We start from the raw sequence: 19,622 nt of genomic DNA, 5'->3' as shown, positions 1-19,622 counted from the left end.
GCGTCACGGCAGGTGCGGCGTCACCAGTCCGAAGACCCTGGGGACCAGCCACATACCCGACGACCCGAGACCGGCTTCCTCGGTCAGGTGCGGATCACCGGCCACGGTTTCCACGGCGACCAACCGAAGACCGTCGATCACGACACCATCCCAACCGTCGCGGAATCGGTATCCGAACTCGTCTGCGATGGCGCGCCCAAACCACTCGTTGGTGACGCCCAACTCCATCCCGGCATCGGTCCGCAGCACGAATACCGGAACGTCATCCGTCGAAAGACCTGGTTCGACCGTTCCGATCACCGACTCTCCCGGTGACGCAACCTTGAGGACCTCTTGAATCTCCCGCGCCCGAGCACTGTCATCCGATGCGGGCCTTGCCGTCAGGACATCGCCAGCGCCGAATTCTATTGCCGCGCTGTACTTCTTTCCCTGCTTGCTCTTCTTGCGTTCGCGCTGACGACCGTTGCGCTTGTCGAACCACATCCAGCCGGTGGGGATATCGAGTACGGCCACTTCGTCGCGCGCACGGCTCAGTGCCACGTACTTCTGACGTAGTGCCGGCCACGCATCCTGATCTCCCATGGGGCTGTTGGGATGCACGAAGTAGGCCCTGTCGAACTCCAAGCCCTTTGCCCGATGGATCGTCGACACGATCACGCGCGATTCGTCGGGTTCGGTCAAGGTCAAGGGCAGTGCTCCAGAGGTGATGAGACTGCGCACTCGGGGCAGGTTGAGCTGGTACATGCTGCGAGAGCGTCCTTCGGCTCCCTTCAGCAGGTACCACGCCTCGTCCTGAAGACGTGCGGCCAGCTTTGCCTCGATCACCGACTGGACGCTCTCCCTGTCGACCTCCGGTCCGGCGAAGTCCTCGAAGACGCCCGCGATCCAGCGTGCAGCGCCGAACTCCCTGGCCTGGCGACGAACGACGTGATCGACTCCCTGCTCGGTGAGGAATCGCGATACTCGAAGCGCCTCGCCGTTTGTGGCACACAGAATCGCTGTTCTCCCGGAGTCGGGCTCAGCGAGGAAACCCCAATTCTTGATCACGCCCGAGTGGGGCAAGGTCCTTTCGAACTGAGTGACCGTCTCCGCTGCGTCCCGCTCTTGCTGCGCACGTAGCTGATTGCCAAGGTCGACCACTCCATTGGGAAACAAACCGCGTGCGCGGTAATTCCGCGCCAGGCTCACTTTCTCCGCACCAAAGACGTCGACCAGACAGTCCGCGAAGTCGGTCGAGGTCCTCTTGCTCCGCGACTCGGCGAGAGTGAAGTCGTAGATTCCCTGCAGAGGATCGCCGAGTGCGGTGAAACCGGCCGCATCATCCATTCGTCGGAGCAATGCCAAGATCATCTCCGCGCGGTCGCCGACCAGATCCTGGACCTCGTCGAGCACCAGGTGTTGCAGGTCTTCGATCCCCTCCACATCGTTCGACTTGTCGTTCAGCAACTGGGTCGCCTGGCGAACCCGATTGTCGAAGCTGCCGACGGGTTCCTTTCCGTTCTGCGACAGCAAGTACGAGGCCAGCGAGTCGAAGGTCCGGACGTCAGTGCGGGCAATGTCATGCACTTCGAGGCGTGTCCGGACCGCTTGTACGGCTGCACGGGAAAAGCTCAGCACCATGATCTCGGTGGACGCCGAGAGATCCTCTTCATCCACCAAGAACTGGATGCGCGACGCCACCACCTCGGTCTTGCCCTGACCCGCCCCGGCGATCACGAGCAAGCGCGCGTCGCTGGCCGCCTCTGCCACCGCGCGTTGGGAAGCGTCCAGCTCGACCTCGCTATTCAGCACGCGATCACAGGTCCTTCGCCTGTATCCGAAGGTGTTCGTACTCGTTCAAACCGATCCGCGACGACAGGTTAGCGATCGACTGAAGAAGCTTGTGCGCTTTGCCCGTGCGCAGGTCGCCAACCCACACAAACTGATCAACATGCGGACCATTAAGCGACTTGACAGTGTCCGTGGGCTCGAAGCACCAACGAGCATCCTTGCGCTGCCAAACGGCCTGAACTGAATCACAATCATCGGCTGCCCGGAAATCAATCCCAACCAAGTTCGCGAATGAGAGGCTCTCTGCATACGCACGCACATAGCTCCCTCTGTCCTGCGCGATTAAATGAAAGTTCCTCGAGTCGTCGTCGACCACCTTCATCTCGAGGAAGGGGAACTGCTTCTTCCGCGAATTGTCACCTGAGCGAAAGACGCTATCACACGCTGGATGAAGACAGATTAGAAAGTATGGATAACCCTGGCCATCCCCGCCAACAGGCGCAATTACCGTACCCACACTCAAGATCGGTGCGACTTCCCTTAGCCCGTAGCTGGCCCCATCCCTCGCGAAGGATGATAGAACAGAGAACTTGTTGTCGACTTCGACAGCGTTCGAGGCATCAGATTCACTACCTGGAACCAGAAGGCCGACTCCTCGATCCTTCTTTGGAATATTTGAAGAACGCCCGAGGAAGTACTTCTTTATCTCGTCATGATTAGAGCTGACTTCTGCAGAATTGCTGTCCAGCAACTCCTGGATACGCGCCTCTACCCGAGAATCGGCCATTATCGAAGCACCGGCCTCGTACGAGGTCACGACCGACGAAACCTCGTCCGCGATCAGCTCGAGAAGATACTCGCCCGCAGCCGCTTCTGAAGTCAGTGCGCGGTGATTCAACAGAGCGGGGTCCATGTCGCTGCTGAATCGCCTCAGAATTAGATGTGCGTTGTCTCGGACAGCGGTGAGTGCACCCAGGGCAGCCTCCGGGAGAGTTCCGGTCAACACGAAATCAGAAAATTTTCCGACGGCGAACGCAGCCAGGTCGCTCTCCGCAACCCTCTTATAGACCACTTCTCCTTCTTCATCAGGGCTCTCATTTGCAACATGAGGACCCCGTAGCGACTTATTGACGAGAACCACTCGTGCGCCATTGAAGTCTATATAATCAATCGCCGATGTCGGTACGGGCAGTGATACAGAGCTCGCGGTTTCACCCAACTTCTTGAGGATCTCGTCCCTGATACCAGATAGGTTCGGATGTCCGGTGTATATACACACAAGTCTCAGACGGTTTCCGCTCGCTCGATCGGCGCTGAGTACCTCCAGCAACAACTTGAGGTTCGTGTCCAGCCTGAAGAAGGAGCCACCGCCTTCAGTTTGTTCAACTCTATCTATCACCCAATCCAGCACCACCAAGTCCGCAGTCTTCGCAAGGGCCAGGATAGATTCGTTCCGAGCACCCTGGAGATCTGGACCTTCCGGCGGAAGGATTGCGCAGGTAATTCCCAAGGCGGCGAAACCAGAAATCACACTCTTCGCATCCAGCGCCTCAGTCCCTACCACCGCATCCCCACCCTCAAGATCGGCTTGAAGTCTTCTCGGGCCAGCGCTATCGTTGCCTAACTCCGGCAAACCTCCTTCCAACGAAGCAGTCATGACACCGTCAGGTGAATCCCCGAATGCCATGTCATCAACCAGGACAGCAGTCCGAAGAAAACGCTCGGCACGAATCCTGTTGTCAACCATTAGCATCACCGTCATGCTTCGAAATAACGAAGACAGGATTCGGACCCGACCGATGAAGCCACAGATCTAGACCTTCAGCCCTAAGCACCTGGCGCGCGAGGTAGAGCCCTAGTCCACGGCCGCCGCGTCGCCGGCCGAACCCTCGCATAAATATGCGATCATAGTCGTTTGGCCTCACACCTGGACCGGAATCCTCGATCGTTACCCACTCGCGTTTCTGGTCATAGTGAAGTCGAATAGACTTCCTCTCGAGATCGCTTCGGGTAAGCCAATGAATAGAGTTGTCCATTAGATTTACAAAGACAGGATAGAGAACGCTCGGAAACCCCACAAATGTCCAATTGCGGAAGTCTTCAGTTACTACGAGTTCAATCTCATGGTTCTTAAGGCGCTCGTCGAAGATAGCTTTGACGTATGCTTCGACCTCACGGCCAGTTATGGCCACCCGCTCGCGATACAGCCGCCTCTGGAGCGGCGTGAACAGCCTAAGGTGACCGTCCAGGTGAGTGAAGGCAGCAGTTAGATCCCGAACAATGGGTTGAAGAGACGGTGTGCCATTCGCCCACGGCTTCAGGTTCCTAAGGCCCTTTCGCACCGCGGTGGTGCTAGCCTGCAGTTCGTGGCTCAGAATTTCGACCGTCTGGCCAAGTTGAAGCAGCTCAAGATTCTGCTCCAGACGTTCTTCTAGATCCATTATCTCTTCCTTCAGCACCCGCCGGCCCGGCTCCGATAGTTCGTCACCAGACGCACGCCGCATCCATCGGCCAGCATCGTCTTCAATCTCAGCAAGTGCCTGGTCTAGAAGTAAAAAATCTCTATTTACCGCCTGCGCAGTATCGTTAAACTGAGCTCGACTAAGGTGTTTCTGCTCAATAAGTGCGTCCATTGCTAGATGCCCTTGCTGAGTGAACTCGTGTAGTTTACTCAATGCGTTCTCAAGGGTTCGATGCGTCATTTCGCTACGTCTCTGGAGTCTGACATGGATTTGTTCGGACAGTTCCGCGAACCTTCGATCAACAAGATCCTCAGCCGAATACTTAGCTGGCCCTGGTAGGCGCGTAAGACACTCTACCGCCTCGTCTTGCAGCCGCCCAAGATACGATTCATTTGAGCGCAGTATCTCGCGGTACTCGGTCCACAATTCCTCTTCGTCCTCAGCGAGTGGTAGGTCGACCGGGCGCGCAAGGTCGTATTTCTCAGACAAGCGCTCAAGTGTCACCGCAAGACTGTCGACTAGTTCAACCGAAGTCAGACGTGAGACGCTCTCACTAAGACTGCGTTTGAAACGGGCGAACTCGCTATCAGCCTCCCGCTGTAGTTCCCCTCGATTCAGACGATCTGCGCAGTCTTGTAGGTTCCGTACGAACTTTCTCCGGCTCTTTGCATCGCGTTCTCTGAGGATCTCAAGGGCGGCCCTCCGGTTATGGGCCGAGCGAGTGTCGAGCCACTGACGCCCTAGGTCGGAATCTGCGGAAAAGTACTCCGCCGCTAGTTGTATGAAGAAGTTCTGAAGGATTTCTACAAACTCACGGTACGCACGATTTTGCCTGAATCCCTCTCTTCCCGCCTTTTCCTGCAGATTACGATTCACTGAGCTGTCTAACTCTATCACTCCAAACATCCGACGGTACGAGAAGAAGTATGTTGATGCCCTTTTTGACCTCCTCTTCTCGATGTCGAGATAATCGTAGTCGGAGTTCCCATATGGCAAGACCCGTATTCCGTCCCTATAAATGTAGATACCGCCAATGGCATCTAGTCGATGAGACATCAATGAATAGTCGTCCGGCGCCAAGCGTGATTCTGATGATTTGCCCTGTAGATATCCGAATTTTATCGAAAATGGACCGCACGCGGTAGTACTTCCAGCGCCTTTCGTCCATGGCTCAACATATGAAGTCGGAGTTTTTCCGTAAACTGATATTTGCCCGTCAAAGGTTCCATATCGGTCGAAATTTCCTTCGACAACGTGGTCGGAGCGCCCGAAATCATCCCGAGTCCAGAACTCTGACTCCGGATCGATAGCATCAGTAATCGAACTATTTTCGTGGATGAAGAAACTTGTTTCAATGCGCTCATTCGACCAACGTTCTGTCATCGTATTGGAGAACCCCAACAGGAACTTCTGAAACTCTGTAACCTCGCTGGTGAGTGAATGTCCGGGAACAGTTACCGATTCTGCCAAGTCAAGCCCAACTGGTGCGATGAGATAGGAAGTGCCTCCCGCCGACAAGAATTCCCTGTCACCAAGCGTGATGTACACCCTTGGATCTAGTGATAGCTGGTCCACTTCAGCAAGTATTCCCGAATAGTGTCCGCTACTTACAGCACGGCTGGATTGGGCAAGTTCCTCCCGAAATTCCGTTGCGAGGCTTCGTACCAAATGTGGGTTTACTTCATCCAAGGTACTTACAGTGCGAATCGGCACAGGGACCTCATCAAGCGTTAGCCCTGGAATTGAAAAGGTGCTCCACTGAACAAATGCGACTGTAATGCCCTCGTCAACACCTGATCGCGCCTGACCCCCCGCTCGCGTTACCACTATCAGTTGATTCCCAAGCGTCGCGATGGCAAGTCGGCCGATCCCCTTTTCGCCCATCTGGCGGCGGATTCCGGCCCCTTTAGTTCGAATCATCGGAGGCAAGCTAGAGTCTTTAAGCTTGCTATCGGTACCTACCGTGAGCCATCTTTCAACGAACTCGCTTCTGGTCATTCCGACGCCATTGTCGCGGATCACGAGGGTCTGGCGCGCCGGAAAGTAGTCAGCGCGAACATTCGAAGCATATGCGTCGTGGGCATTCTTGAAGATCTCCGAGATAGCTGTGGGAATACCTGCGATCTGCTGGCGGCCAAGCATGTCTACCGCGCGTGCGCTTGTTCTGAACGTTGCCATCGTTTCCTGTTTTTCTGTCTCGCCGCTGTTGGGCATCGACCTCGCGAAGTGCCGGATGAACAATAGTTAGAGCTCTTATACCACCGGCCGCCCTGTGAAGTCGCTTTGCGAACCAGTCCAGCATATGGCCATTCGCTCGCGCGCCCGGGACCCGGCAACGTAGAGGACGCTGCGGAGCTTCTTCAGTTCGCGTTCGAGATCATCACCTGTCTTGCTTGCAATGTATGCGGGTGGAAACTCGTTCTCTCCAAGCCTCGCCAGGACCACCCCGCGATACTCGAGGCCCTTGGCTCTGTGCATAGTCATCACACGAACCACATCACCGAGCTTCTCTTCGGCGGTGTTCGAGCCGACTGCCGCGGCATTGATCCCTTCCGCGGCCAGCGATTGTACGATGTCTGCGACATGTCGCTTCTCGTAGGTGAAGACGGCGATGTCAGCGGCGCGCAGTCCCTGCTCTTCCCATCGTTTGATGAATGTCGCGATCCCGGCGTTCTCGTGCTCGACACTGTCGAAGCCGGCTGTCTCTGGTGCAGGCCCACCGAACACCGATCGTGAGCCTTGCAGACTTTCCGATTCGACATCGAGGTCGTCGACGTCCGGGTCGGCCACCTGGAGGGTCCATTGCAGAATCTCCCGGCTGGTGCGGTAGTTGATCGTCAGCCTCCGGGAACGTCCACGGGTCTCGATTCCGTAGCGCGACAGTGGTGTTGGCCGTCCGTAGATCCGCTGGTGTGCGTCACCGACGATGAAGAGATCGTCGGTTGCCGGCGCGACCAGCGCACGTACCATCTTCCAATGAGCGGGATGGAGATCCTGTGCCTCGTCCACGATGGCGAATCGGTAGTCGAACTTGTCGCGTAGCTTCGGGTCCGCGCCGAGGGCCGACGCAGCGCGTGCGGCGAGCTCGGTAAAGGTGATCAGGCTGTCAGCCCTCATCAATCGCTGGAAGTGTTCGATCACCTTCCAGACATCGGCACGCTGAGGTCGCGAAAGGCGTTGGGCACGTCCACTCCTGGCCACGCGCAGGTACGCGGCCTCGTTCTCTATCGAGTTTCCCAAGACGACCATGGACCACTCCTCGGCGAGAAATGTTGGTTCCCAGTGGTGATCCGACTGCTGTGCGGCCACCTTCCACAGCTGCACGACCCGCTGGTCACCGTCGGGGACGAGTGAGGATGAGCTGACGAGAGCGCGGCCGGTGTCGGTCGAAGCGACCACTTTGCGCGCGAGGGAGTCCACGTTGAGGACCTCCACCCGCTGGGTGATCTCCTTGCCTGCGAGCTCGATCAACTGGGCTTCGATGGCGCGCACCAGGTTTCGGGTGTAGGTGGTCAGTAGCACCTTTGCCGCACTTTTCTCCTGATCCAGCCGACGCGCGAGGTGCCGGGCTCGGTGAAGCGCGGTAACAGTCTTGCCGGTCCCCGCACCACCGGTGACGCGGAAGGGACCGTTCCAACCGTCGTGGTCGGCAAGCTTGCGCTGCAGCGGATGGAGCCACACACGCCACTTGGCGAAGTCTCCCTCGAGGACGGCCCGGAGCTCGGCCTCGTTGTCGCCGGCAGCGGCGGTGAAGTTGAGCTGCGAGATGGGGCGGGTGAATGCCTTCTGGATATCGTCGGGATCGATCGGGCCGGGTTCGTCGATGGCGTAGGAATTCCACACCTCATCGGGGCTCTTCCCGAACGCCATGTCGAGGACCGCACTGGCCTGGGTGTTGGGCAGGGCCTCTGCGATGGCGAGGAAGGCCTTTTCACCGACCACCTCGGTCAGTTTCTCGGCAAGTTCTGGCTCCACACCGAAACGTTCGAGGTCGATCGGTTTCACTGCCGCGGGCATGAAGGGAACGTCGGAGTCCGAGGTGCTGGTCGGCGCCTGGTCGACCGCTTCCTGAAGTGCTCGTCGGTCGAAGAGTTCGGCGGCTCCGGTCTTGGTGTTGACCTGGAGTGTGACCTTGCCTGCGAAATCGTAGGCGTCGTCGTGGGTCATCACCGAGATCAGGAAGAGGGCCGAATCCTTGCCCGGGTCCACCAGGACAGCACGGTAGTTGTCGTTGACCCGTGCTGTCCGAATGTGCTTGTTGGCAGCTCCCTTCGGCTTCTTGAAGTCCAGTCCGGTGGCGTCCGGATCCTGTTGGAGCTTCACCATGAAGTTGAGGACCTTGCCCTTGATGCTGCCGTCGAGCTTGTCGTAGGACTCCTGGAACATCTCGTGCATCTGCACGTATCTCGTCATGATTTTCCTCCTGTCACTGCGTCGACAACTTCGCCCACTAGGCCGTTCTCGGGCACAGCCGACATGCGGAACACCCGCCAGCCATTCTCCTCCAGCCATCGGTCACGGTCGTCGACGTCGTCGGTCACGACGGCGATTCGTGGGTCTTCCCAACCGAGTTCCACCTGCCAAATGGATTGATCCGGGCCCAGCTCCATACCGACCTCGGGGATCGCCGTCCCCTTCACCGCCAACTCCTCGACGAGGCCCGACACAGCCGGATCGGCGTACTCGTGGACAATCTTCCACTCGCCGGACAGCGGGGTGATGATGTCGCTGCGGCCTGCCGAAGTGCTCGCCAAGGGGACCGGTACCGAGAGGAAATCGGCCAAGGATTCGGTCGTCCAGATGGCTGCCATGCGTTGGGGCAGCAGATCGCCAAAGTGCGGCACCGGGACGAATTGCAGGAGATTCCCCCATCGGAGCCAGGCACGCCATCGTTGGTCGTGGATCTTGCCGCCGACCGACTCCTCGGAGTCATCGAGGAGGGTGAAGACTCCGAGGGTGGGTTCGAAGTTCTCGGGGTCGGCACAGATCAGGAGCGGCAACCCACTCAACCCGTGTCGCGGAACCACCATGATGCTTCCGGAACCCGAAGCGTGGGAGTCGGTTCCGACTGCGATGTCGGCGAGTACCTGACCCAGCTGTGTGGGACTGGTGAAGACGGGCTCATCGGTACCGTGTTTGTCCGGGGCGGTGACCAAAGCCAGGGTCGTCGCGGTGGCGCCGTCACCCCAGACGTCGGCGTCCGGATCGGCGAGGTATTCGATGAGGAAGTCGATCGGGTTGTCCCACAGGTATTTGATCCGCGGATCGGTCACCTGCTCGGCTGCGGAGTTCTTGACGTGTTGATGAACGATGTCCTGTGATCGGTTCTTGGCGCTGCCGGTTTCGACCGCGGTGACGTCCTCCCACGAAATCGACCAGACTCGTGCATCCGAACGACGTAACGCATCACGCTTCTTCGCGTCGTCGGCGGTGCGGTTGTGCTCCACACTTGCGTGGAACTGCTTGCCGTCCAGATAAATTGCGACATCCGCAGTTTGCGCGTCCACCCGGGTGAGCAGGAAGTCGGGTTCGGTGGCGATGCCCGAAGCCACCATTTGGACGAGGGGCCGCATCCGCCATCTGCGAGGTTGCCCGTCGAGTCCCGGGATGCGGATGTCGAGTTCTTCTCCGTTTGTCCCCATCGAGATCTCATAGGAGGAGCCGGCCCGCGAGTCGAGTTGCTTCTTCATCAGCTCGCGGAAACGAATCTCCAGTTCGCTGAGCTGCACTTTGCCGATGTCGATGCCGGTGACCGTCCCGATTTTCTCGACCTCCCAATTTCCGAGGAACTCGTCGAGACGGTCGAGTGCGGTTTCCCGGGAGGCGTGCGTCATGTCGCGGGCAGGCAGCACCCCATACAGGCATCGATGACATGCGCGTAGTTCTTCGGTGCGACAGGGACATTCGGCGAGCGTGTCGCGGGCGAGGGTGAGGATGTGCCGCAAGCGGTCGGGCTCACCGAAGCGGTCGAGGTATCCGGTTCCGCCGGGCACCGTGTCGTGTAGCACCAGGAACCTGCGGGTGGCCCCTTCAGTGCCGGTCATGCTGGAGGCCACTACAGCCAGATGCTGGGGATCGCCGCCGAAGTCCTTGCGTAGCCCGAGAAGCAGCGCCCCCTTGAATGATGCGAGTGTCGTCTCGAAGTTCAGTAAGGACACCGGAAGCAGCAATCTGACGGCCTGTGTTCGGAGTTCGTGGGACAGCAGGAGACGTGTCCATTTCTCCGTGCCACCTCGCCGTGTGACGCAGTAGCCGCGATGGCGCACGTCGTCCGTGCGGGTGTTTCTGGAGGCCACGACGCCACAGTGTTCGCATGTCGTGAATCCGGGCGCGTTGCGTTCGTCGCCGGCGATGGTGATGGGCTCTCCCGGGGCGTCGCCGTAGCCGGTGTTGATCGTGCGGATGGTGGCGGTTCGGGCGTACTCGGCACCGAAGGTGGCACCGGTGTGACGCCACGCCTGCGTGATGTCCTCGGGCGCGATGTCGACACCCGTGATTGTTCCGAAGAAGGTGCGAGTGCGATCCTCGGCGTCCTCGTCGATGAGGGTGTCATCGAGACGATGCACCGCCGATACCTTGCGTAGCTCGAGCACGTTGTGTGCACATCCGGAATCTGCGACGGCACCGGAATGGCAACGTGGGCATGCGTGGACCGTGTCAAGTGTGGTTGTGCCCCAACCACAATCAGGACACAGACGAGTTCGGCGCCAGTGTGGTTTGGTGCCGGGTCCGATGTCCATCGCGTCGATCTCGACTCGCTTGCCTCCCGCGTAGAAGTAGGCGCCGGGTGCGAGTTCGGTCAGGGCGGTAGCGCTTCCCCGCTCGTAGCTGAGGTCGAGCGCCTCCGTTTGTGGTTTACCGCCGGATTCACCGACGGTCCACCACAGGTGGATATCGAGGGTGGTCGCGTCGTCGAGGAGGTTGTAGTTCGGCAGGAGTCCGACGCCGGACAGTCCGGTGAGGGTTTCGATGCTGCCGCGTTCGTAGAGTTGCTCGCTTAGTGCCCGGAATTCTCCGGCACAGCGTTTGCGGTCTTCTTTCTGGGCGTCGTCGAGGTGACCGTGGGCGTCGAGGACGGCGATGGTGTCCGACAGACCGCTCATCCGGGTGCGGATCTCGTCGGTCTCGGTCTTCCACCGGGCCGCGGTCTCGGCGGCGAGGGCACGAATATCATCGCGTGCGAATTCCCGTAGGTGCAGGCGGGCATCGTCGGAGATCTTGGACGCGAACAACTCCGAGAACTCTGTGACCAACGGATCGGCATGATCGATGCAGACGTCGATGACCGATCTGAGCCATTGGCCATCATCCATGCCGTGGTCGAGGCACTCGGCCAGTTTGGTGGGCATGGTGGTCGTGACCGAAAGCTGTTGTGCGGCGACTTTGTCGAGGCAGAAGGCGAAGTATTGACGCTGCAGGAGTTCAGTGGCCTCGAGATACGCACCGGGTGGCCGGACTTCTCCCGCGATCAGGTTCTCGGGTTGGGCGAAGTAGTAGAGGTCGCGCGGCGATGTTGGCACCGCTGCGAGAACGAACGCGTTGCCGGTGGAACGTCCGGCCCGGCCGACGCGCTGAAGGTAGTTGGCGGTGGACCGCGGCAATGATGCCAGGGCGACGGTGCTGAGATCGCCGATGTCGATACCCAGCTCGAGGGTGGGCGTGCAGGCCAAGATGTTGGGGTCGGAAGCGGAACCGCCGACCTTGAATCGCGTCTCGACCTCCTCGCGTTCGGCACGCTCGAGCAGGCCAGTGTGTTCTGCACTGACGATGCGACGGATTCGGCCGCTGCGATACATGGACCGATAGAAGTTCGTGTTCTCCGCTGCACCGATCTCGAGATGCCCGGGACAACGCATCCTCGGGCAGGGAGCATCCCGCCACACCTCGAGTCGGTTCGATGACGCCGGCTGCACGTGATGGCATGTCGGACAATCGAAGAGCGCGATACCGACGGCATCGAGGATCACCGATTCGGGTGTGAGACCATAGATCTGGGATCCCTTTTCCCCGGATCGCCGGACCAGGGGTCCGGAAGTGCCCGCGAGTTGTTCGACGACACCCGAGAGCAGTGCCCTGGCTTCTCCGGCGGTGACGCCAAGGCATCGTTTTGTCCAGTCGGTGAGCCAGGATTCGCCGCGTGGGTTGAGAGATTGGAAGTCGGAATCGCCGGAGGGTCCTGTCGTGTAAAAGGACGGCGCGGGACGGCCACGGGGGAACTTTGGCATGCCGTCGGCGCTGTCACCCCAAATGGACCAGCGTTTGCCCTCTTCCTTGATGTAGCGCGCGAGCCACGGGTGGGCGATGCCGCCTCCGATGCGCAGGTGATCGATCAGGCCGAAAAGCCAGGGGTGATAGAAAGCGGGGTCGGGCACGCCGCCGAGGCTCAGCTGTGGGAGGTTCTGATGGATGTCGCGGGCGAGAGCGCCGAAGGTGTCAAGGTCGACGTCGATGTCGACTGCGAGTGATGAGGTGAGCTCGAGTGTGCGACCGGTGCGGGAACCGAGTCCGATTTCGAGGTGTGACTGGAAGGCGAGGCGGGTCGCGAGAAGGGAACGTAGCGTCCCGTTGTCGTGGTCGAGCCAGTCGGCGTCGTCGGTCAACCGTCGGCTGAAATCCGGGGGCGTGAGAGCGTAGAGTTCGCCGCTCGAAGCGTCCTCCGCCATCGCATTTCCTGCCTCGTCGAGGCTCAGGCGTCCGTCGCGGACCGCGCGGAACAGTGCCGATCTGAAGTTGAAGGCGAACGCGCGACCCTCGATGAATGCGGCGCGGTGGGCCGCATCCTGTACCGAGTCGGTGAAGACCAGGGTCTTCTTTTCATCGTCGGGGAGAACCCGTGAACCGAACTCCGTGGTGAGTCCGACACTGAGAAGTGTTGCGACGCTTGACCCCACGTAGCGGATGGCATTTCGCGCACCACACGACGGGCAGACCTCATTGGCCGCATCCTCGTCGCTCGCGGAGACGTGGACAGCGATGGTGTTGCTGCCGGATGTGGCGTACAGCTCCAGTGTCTCCGGGTCGAGGTAACGAACTCCGCCTTCACCTGGATTTGCCGCGAGGAGCGCCCGCGTCTTGGACCGACTGGAGTGCCGCGCACTGTTGCGCCAGATGGTTGATGCCTCGCCGGCAAGGTTGTCGCCTAGTTCGGTGGTTGCGGCCATCCACCCGGCGCGACCGCAGACGCGGCAGTATGTCGCCGGCAGCAGGCGTTGCCCTTCTACGGGGCCGTCGTGCCACCAATGGAAGCCGGGACTCGACCCGACAACCCGCATCATGCGGCTGAGCTCTCGCACCCAGGTCTGCACTTGCACGTTGACCAGCGGCCGCAGCGATCCGCCTGCGTCTCGTGTGCGGGCGATTGATATGAGCGCGAGGAAGCGCAGGAGTGCGGTTTGGGCTTCGCCGGGGTTGCTGGAGTTGTGGACACCCCAGGGCAGGATGCCTGCTTGTGCGATGCCGTTCACGGCGTCCGCGACGGTCATGGGCTCGTCGCCGAGCACGTCGATCACGGCTCGGGTGAGAAAATGGCGGCGCAGGGCGTTTCCGATCGCCACTGGATCGCTCAAGTCGACCGATTCGGCTGCGGCAGAGCCCAGTACCGCATGGGCGAGGGGTTTCCACGACTCCGGGTCGTCGCTCACCGGCGCCGGGGCGGAGAGGATGTCGTCAACGCTGGGGATGTCGAGTTTGAAATCGACCTCTTGCACGACGTCGGTGGCTGCCAACGAACTCTCACCAACGAGGGAGTCGGGAGCGAACCGGGTGCCGAAGATGGTTTCGGCGAAGTCGCGGAGAGCCGAACTCTGAGTTCCGCCGCCCAAGGTCGCGGACGTCGCAACGGGCGTGATGCGTCCGAGTGGCCCACCTGCTCCGGCCACACCCACCTTGGCACCGAGGCGGCGGATGAGCATGGCAACGTCGGTACCTTGAGCGCCATCGTAGGTATGGAATTCGTCGAGGACGAGGTACTGCAGGCTCAGCGCCGCATCCGCCCACAGACTCGAGTCTGCACGGCGAAGCAGGAGCAAGTCGAGCATGCGGTAGTTGGTGAGCAGAATGTCAGGCGGATTCTCTCGCAAGGTCTCACGGTGATCGACGAGAGCATGGCGGCTCAGATGCTTTCGTTTGCCGTTACCGCCGATGTAGACACCCGCCGTCACGCCCGCCAGGCGGTTGTCATCGTGGATGTACTGCGCCAGGCGGCGAGCCTGGTCGGTGACCAGAGCGTTCATCGGATACAGGATGATCGCCTTGATACCCTTCTCACCGCGCGCCACAGCCCGTCTGCAATGGTCCAGCAACGGAACGAGAAACGACTCCGTCTTACCCGACCCGGTACCCGTGGTGACGATTGTGGGTTGTGCTGCTTTGCCATTCGTCGACAACCGAGCGAATGCCTCGGCCTGGTGTTGAAAGGGTTTGAATCCCGTTGGCATCCACTCCAACGGTGACACCCATCCCGTCCCGACCGGCTGGTAGGGCGTCCTGATCTTCAGGTAGGGACCGCGGAAGATTCCGGTACCGGGATCGGCCAAGAATGCACGAAGCGCCTGTTGCGCTTCGGGGTCCGAGAGCGCGAAGGTCGTCGAGAGGTACTCAACGATCGAGTCCTGGGTCTCCAACGCCAGCAGCGATGGGAGGCTCGGATTCGGAGCTGTCATTCGCCAGCGGCCAATCGCTGTTCGAACTCTGCGTAGGCCGCGCGCATCTCTGCTTCACGATCCGGTTTGTAGAACCACGGTTCATCGTGGTCAGCGTCAGGCGCGAACGGCGTGTAGCGGTCGAGCAGGTCGCCGCAGTCCTCGCCGATCATCCATGCCTGGAGCAGTTTGTAATCGTCCTTCTGCTGGTGAACTCCTTGTGCGTGGTGATCTTTCGCGATCTTGCGCCCGTTCCAGTCGAAGTACATCTCGTACTCGTACTTGCGGAGCACCGGGAACTGGGCGCGGAACATCAGTGCGAGGTGTTCGGCGGTCAGACCGAGCATGAGCGCCGCCAGCGCATCGATCTCGACGAGTGCCGCACGACGTTCGAAGTCGGTGCGGAGCGGGGTCTTCATCGTCCACCTCCGCGTACTCACCCCGAGGGGGTCCAGCAGCGAGGCGAACGGCGCAGTCCACGAATCGCCGGCAAACCCCTTCTCGTAGAGGGCATCCCAGAGCTCTTCGTAGTCGCGCGTCAGACAGTTCAGGCGCAGCGTCCGTAGGAGGAGTTGTTGAGCTGCAGGATGATCGATCGGGGCAGGGAACCGGTCAACGAGTTCTGCTTGCACGTCAGACTTCCCGCTGACCTTTACCAGGTAGTCGAAGGGAAGTGACGCCCACAGTCCGGCAACAAGGCCGGTCTTGCGTACGTCGGAGAGCCCTTCAGGGCTCGACAATTGTTTACAGGTGGTAGCACATGTACACACAGTCAACGAGTTGACTGTGTTTACATGTGCTACCCCCGGCCTGACAAGGGCTGCGTGGAGTGATCTTTCCAACCCAGGTTGGGTCATTCGCCTCCACGCTACCCGCCAGTAGTCCGTCGCGGGTCGATCGCCCCACTTCGGGATACCGGCGTCGTAGGAGTCGCGGTCGCAGGCACGCTGGTAATTGGTTCGTGGGATCACCGATTCCGGAAGGGATTCGAGGTCCCAGGTGGTGTAGTCTCCCTTGCTCTTACAGTTCTCGTTGGGCTCTTTCGCAAACGGAGTCGCGACCGATATATGCGGCCCCTGATAGACCAATTCAGATGCCGAGTAAGGGACTTCAGTACGCCATTCTATGTAGCCATCTTTCTTGCCTTTGTCCTCGTCGAAGCAGCGAGTCCATCTATATCCCAAGTCTGAAAGTCGGTTCGGCGAGTTCGCCAATATGCGGAGGACTTCGACGTGCTCTCTTGTTACGGGTCTCAAGAGTCTCGCTTGAGTCGCCGGAGTGCCTGGCGGATCAAACATTCTCGCCCAGTCACGGAGGACCGGCTCAGTAATAGTTTCGATCCGTGATGGATGGCCGCGCAGATCCCATCCACCCCAAGGATACTGAATACCGGGTATGTCTCTGCCCGCAGAAGGTTCGCAGCCCATAGAGCTGTCGACCGTCTCCGGACTCAAAAGCGATGCAATCTGAATAAATGAGACTTCATCCCGGACACCCCCGTATATATGAATTCCGTACATCTTCGGGTGCCCAATCTCTTCAAAGAGCATTAGCTCGTTGACAAACTGCCAATGGCGGCGGAGGCGAGCATAGGCCGAACTCCGCAATACCCCACCCTTTGGGTCCGTGAAGTGTCCCTCTGGATGCAGCAATCCCGCGATGCCGAATTCTCCTGAATTGCGCCAGACGCACTCCATGAAGTTTGCGTACAGGTTGGTCTGGACACCAGTGAGCACCGGATGCTCGACATGAGAACCAAGAGACTCGGCCGTGCCCGCCCAGGAACTCAAATCGATTAGATAACCAACTGAAGCCTCATCGGACTCCAGGACCCGAGAACGCCGCTGCTTGAATATTCTATCCGGAATCTTTTCCTCGAGAAGGAAGTATGGGTCGAATTCTGCGAGAGAGACATCATCGCGCCACAGTGGTCTCACCCACGGCGGATTACCCACCTGTAAATCGAACCCTCCGCGCTGGAAGATCTGCGCGAAGTCCAACTCCCAGTGGAAGAATCCCTGGTCCTGAGCAATCTCGCGGGCCGCACCCAACCACTGATGACGCAGCAGCAGATCCGGGATGGATCGCATACCCGTGAACTCTCGATCTCGCTTGTCGATCTGTGCGAGTTCCTTGTAGCCTTCGGCGAGATCTTGGAAAGAGCCCTGATCCTTGTGAACCTTCTTGATTCCCGCCGCGCCGAGGAGCTCTTCGAGCGTCACTATCCACTCATCGAGATCCGGCGGGCCGGGATGGCCTTGTTCATCATCGGTGACCGATCCAGTGAGCGGCCAGAACCACAGTGCGCACCACGCATCCATGGCCAGACGGAGCCGTTCATACGGACCTTCGGGGTTGTGAAGGTCCTCCTCCACCTTTTCGCGCGACACCGCAGCCCTGATCGACGGGATGTCGGCGCCCCAAACGTCGATCTGCCGGGAGACTTGCTGCTCGCTGATTTCCATCCGACGTAATACCAACGCCCACAGTCGCTCCACACGTGTCGCCAGCGCTCGGAGCCGGTCGGCCTGCTTCTGGTTCGGCTTCTTGGTCACGCTCTTGCGCCACTCACGAAGCGCGGCCGCGGCTTCCGGAGCCAGTTCTTTAGCCTGTTTGGCGTCCGCGACCGCTGCCCAACCATCGGCCGGCATCAGGAAGTGGTGGATCTCGCCGTCGCCGATCGCGCCCTCCGACAACGGCCGGTCCATCGGCGGCGTCTTGAGCCAACTCTTTTTCGCGCGGCCAAGCGCGGTGAGATCGTATGTCGCGCGCCGCGCACCGATGAGGGAATTGCCGCGGCGGAGATGCAGACCGAACCACGGTGCCCGCAGTCCGCTGTGCATCACGTTGAGCCACAGCGACACTTCGGCCAACTCGACAGCAGTCGAGTTGAGGTCGACTCCATATGCGCGATGAAGTGCGAGGTACGCCTTCACCTTCTGAAGTTCCTCGGTGTACTTCTCCGGCTTGATCGGCTCTTCGAGCTCATCCTGCCGACGCTTGAGATACTCCGCGGCCAACTGGTTGATGGCCTCGTTGAGGAAGGCGCCACTGCCCAGCGCCGGCTCGCAGATGCGGTACTCGAGGATGTCCTGCGCCGGGGTGTCGTCCTTGATCAGCTCGGCGAGAGCATGTTTCACCACGCACTTGGTCAACACCTCGGGGGTGTAGTACGAGGCGCTGCGTTGGCGGTCCCGTCCCGACAGGCGAAAGACGAAGCTGCCCTTGGAGTGTCGGACGATGTCCTTGCGCCCAGTGAGTCGGTCCTCGCGCCACACGATATCCTTCTCGTCGTAGTCACTGGACTTGCTGGATGGCACCAGCCACGAGCCCTTGTCGGCGTTACCGTCCTTGGCCACCTCCACCATGTCGTCGGTGGCGATCAAACCGCTGTAGGACATCAGACCTTCGTAAACGGCACCGAGCTGGTTGATGCCGAGCTGCGCGTAGGAGATGTACCCACGCTGAGAACCCTTGCGCTTGGATGGCTTCGAAAGCAAGAGAAGGTTCAATACCTCCTGGAGCACACGGTTGCTGATCCGCATGCCCTCGCCGTCGACAAGCGGTGTCTTCGACGGATCGAACAGATCGGAGCGAAGCGGCTCGAAGACGAGACCTTCCGTGTCCCGCCCGCCGCTGTTGTGGCCTGTGTTGACGAGCCTGAAAAGAAGGTCGAGAGAGTCGTGGAGATGATGCCCGTCGGCTGAACGCCCGGTGAGCGGCACTTGGACGAGTTCGCGGAGTCGATCCAGCCCGTATCCCGATTCGTACTCGCGTGCTCCTACCGGAAGCACTCCGAGTTCGGGTCGCGCCTCGGCGAAGAGCAGGAACAAGATGCGATAGAGAAACCGTAGCGATTGGGTGGTGAGATCACGTGGTAGTTCCGGGATGCCTTCGACGGCGAGGCCTTTGTCCCGCCGACGCGTGAGCACTTCGTTGGCAATCTTCTCGATTGATATCCGCAGTCCTTCGCGGAGGTCTTCGCTCACGCCGACGGCGTGCTTCTCGGAGCTCTCCGTGTACCGGTCGAGTTCGGCCTTGCCGTCGTCTTCATCGGGCAGTAATGCATTGGCCGACCACAGTCCGGCGTGCCAAGACAGTTCGCCGTTGGCCTTGTCGTCCCGTCGGTCGAGAGCGGTGGCGACGTCGAAGGCGAGATAGCGGCCTTCCGACCAGCGCACAACATCGGTGAGGAGCACCACGCTGCCGGCGACCACCATCAGGTAGCGGGGCGCGTCGTCGCTGACGAAGACTTGGGTAATCGCCTCGCTGACCCCGCAAAGCGACTCGGATTTCTCGCTGCTCACGTGGATGGTCAGCGGCTCCACCAGTTCGGCGTCGCCGCCGAACAGCGCATCGGCGTTGGCCACGGGGTACGCCTGCAAGATGTGCAGGGAGTCGGTAGTCGTCGCACTCGGATACCTGGCCAGCAGTGGCACGTCGATGGGTGTCTCGGCCTGCCGGGTCTCGAGAATGATCGGATCGGTCTTCAGGCCAACGGCATCGAGCAGCATCCCGTGTAACTCGGTGACCGTGTCGGCGAGGGTGTCGGCCGTCGGATCGGGCAGGTCTCCGAGGTCCTTGATGTAGCCGGCCGCGATGGACGACAGCCCTCTGACGGGTGTCGACTTGCCCTGCTCGGACCATTCTTTCCATTGGCGCGTCAGCGTTTTCAGGGATGACGGGAAGACCTCGGCGAGCCAGTGCTCAGAGAGGAAGTCGTTGACATTGTGGATGGAATCGAACATCG

The 19,622-nt window shown here is 60.0% G+C and carries 6 protein-coding genes; all 6 read right to left on the bottom strand.

Going from position 1 to position 19,622, the window contains the following annotated elements; translation table 11 throughout:
• Positions 1–3: 3 nt before the first annotated feature.
• The 6 genes from ABZW74_RS04270 to ABZW74_RS04245 are packed head-to-tail and all read right to left on the bottom strand — an operon-like array spanning position 4 to position 19,620.
• Positions 4–1,791 (bottom strand): UvrD-helicase domain-containing protein, encoded by a 1,788-nt coding sequence (locus ABZW74_RS04270; protein ID WP_355274240.1) that lies wholly within the window; start codon positions 1,789–1,791, stop codon positions 4–6.
• 4 nt (positions 1,792–1,795) lie between these two features.
• Complete coding sequence (locus ABZW74_RS04265) at positions 1,796–3,532, bottom strand: response regulator receiver domain (RefSeq protein WP_355274237.1); 1,737 nt, start codon at positions 3,530–3,532, stop codon at positions 1,796–1,798.
• Positions 3,510–6,446 (bottom strand): ATP-binding protein, encoded by a 2,937-nt coding sequence (locus ABZW74_RS04260; RefSeq protein ID WP_355274234.1) that lies wholly within the window; start codon positions 6,444–6,446, stop codon positions 3,510–3,512. The genes ABZW74_RS04265 and ABZW74_RS04260 overlap by 23 nt, the downstream gene beginning before the upstream one ends.
• A 39-nt stretch (positions 6,447–6,485) precedes the next feature.
• The gene (locus ABZW74_RS04255) at positions 6,486–8,645 is read right to left on the bottom strand and encodes a UvrD-helicase domain-containing protein (protein ID WP_355274230.1); all 2,160 of its coding nucleotides are present in this window, start codon (positions 8,643–8,645) and stop codon (positions 6,486–6,488) included.
• Positions 8,642–14,893: a DEAD/DEAH box helicase gene (locus tag ABZW74_RS04250; protein WP_355274227.1), complete on the bottom strand. Its 6,252-nt coding sequence runs from the start codon at positions 14,891–14,893 to the stop codon at positions 8,642–8,644. The genes ABZW74_RS04255 and ABZW74_RS04250 overlap by 4 nt, the downstream gene beginning before the upstream one ends.
• Positions 14,890–19,620, bottom strand: coding sequence for a restriction endonuclease subunit M (locus ABZW74_RS04245; RefSeq protein WP_355274224.1), 4,731 nt, complete (start codon positions 19,618–19,620; stop codon positions 14,890–14,892). The genes ABZW74_RS04250 and ABZW74_RS04245 overlap by 4 nt, the downstream gene beginning before the upstream one ends.
• Between the last annotated feature and the right edge of the window lie 2 nt (positions 19,621–19,622).

The sequence above is a fragment of the Gordonia sp. NPDC003585 genome (genome assembly GCF_040610755.1).
Lineage (GTDB): Bacteria > Actinomycetota > Actinomycetes > Mycobacteriales > Mycobacteriaceae > Gordonia.
The sequence above is the reverse complement of the archived record's forward strand: the minus strand, read 5'-3'. Positions and strand labels throughout refer to the sequence as shown.

Coding starts and splice junctions, on each gene's coding strand:
- ABZW74_RS04265 (WP_355274237.1), bottom strand. CDS start 3,532: ATGACGGTGATGCTAATGGTTGACAACAGGATTCGTGCCGAGCGTTTT.
- ABZW74_RS04260 (WP_355274234.1), bottom strand. CDS start 6,446: ATGCCCAACAGCGGCGAGACAGAAAAACAGGAAACGATGGCAACGTTC.
- ABZW74_RS04255 (WP_355274230.1), bottom strand. CDS start 8,645: ATGACGAGATACGTGCAGATGCACGAGATGTTCCAGGAGTCCTACGAC.
- ABZW74_RS04250 (WP_355274227.1), bottom strand. CDS start 14,893: ATGACAGCTCCGAATCCGAGCCTCCCATCGCTGCTGGCGTTGGAGACC.
- ABZW74_RS04245 (WP_355274224.1), bottom strand. CDS start 19,620: ATGTTCGATTCCATCCACAATGTCAACGACTTCCTCTCTGAGCACTGG.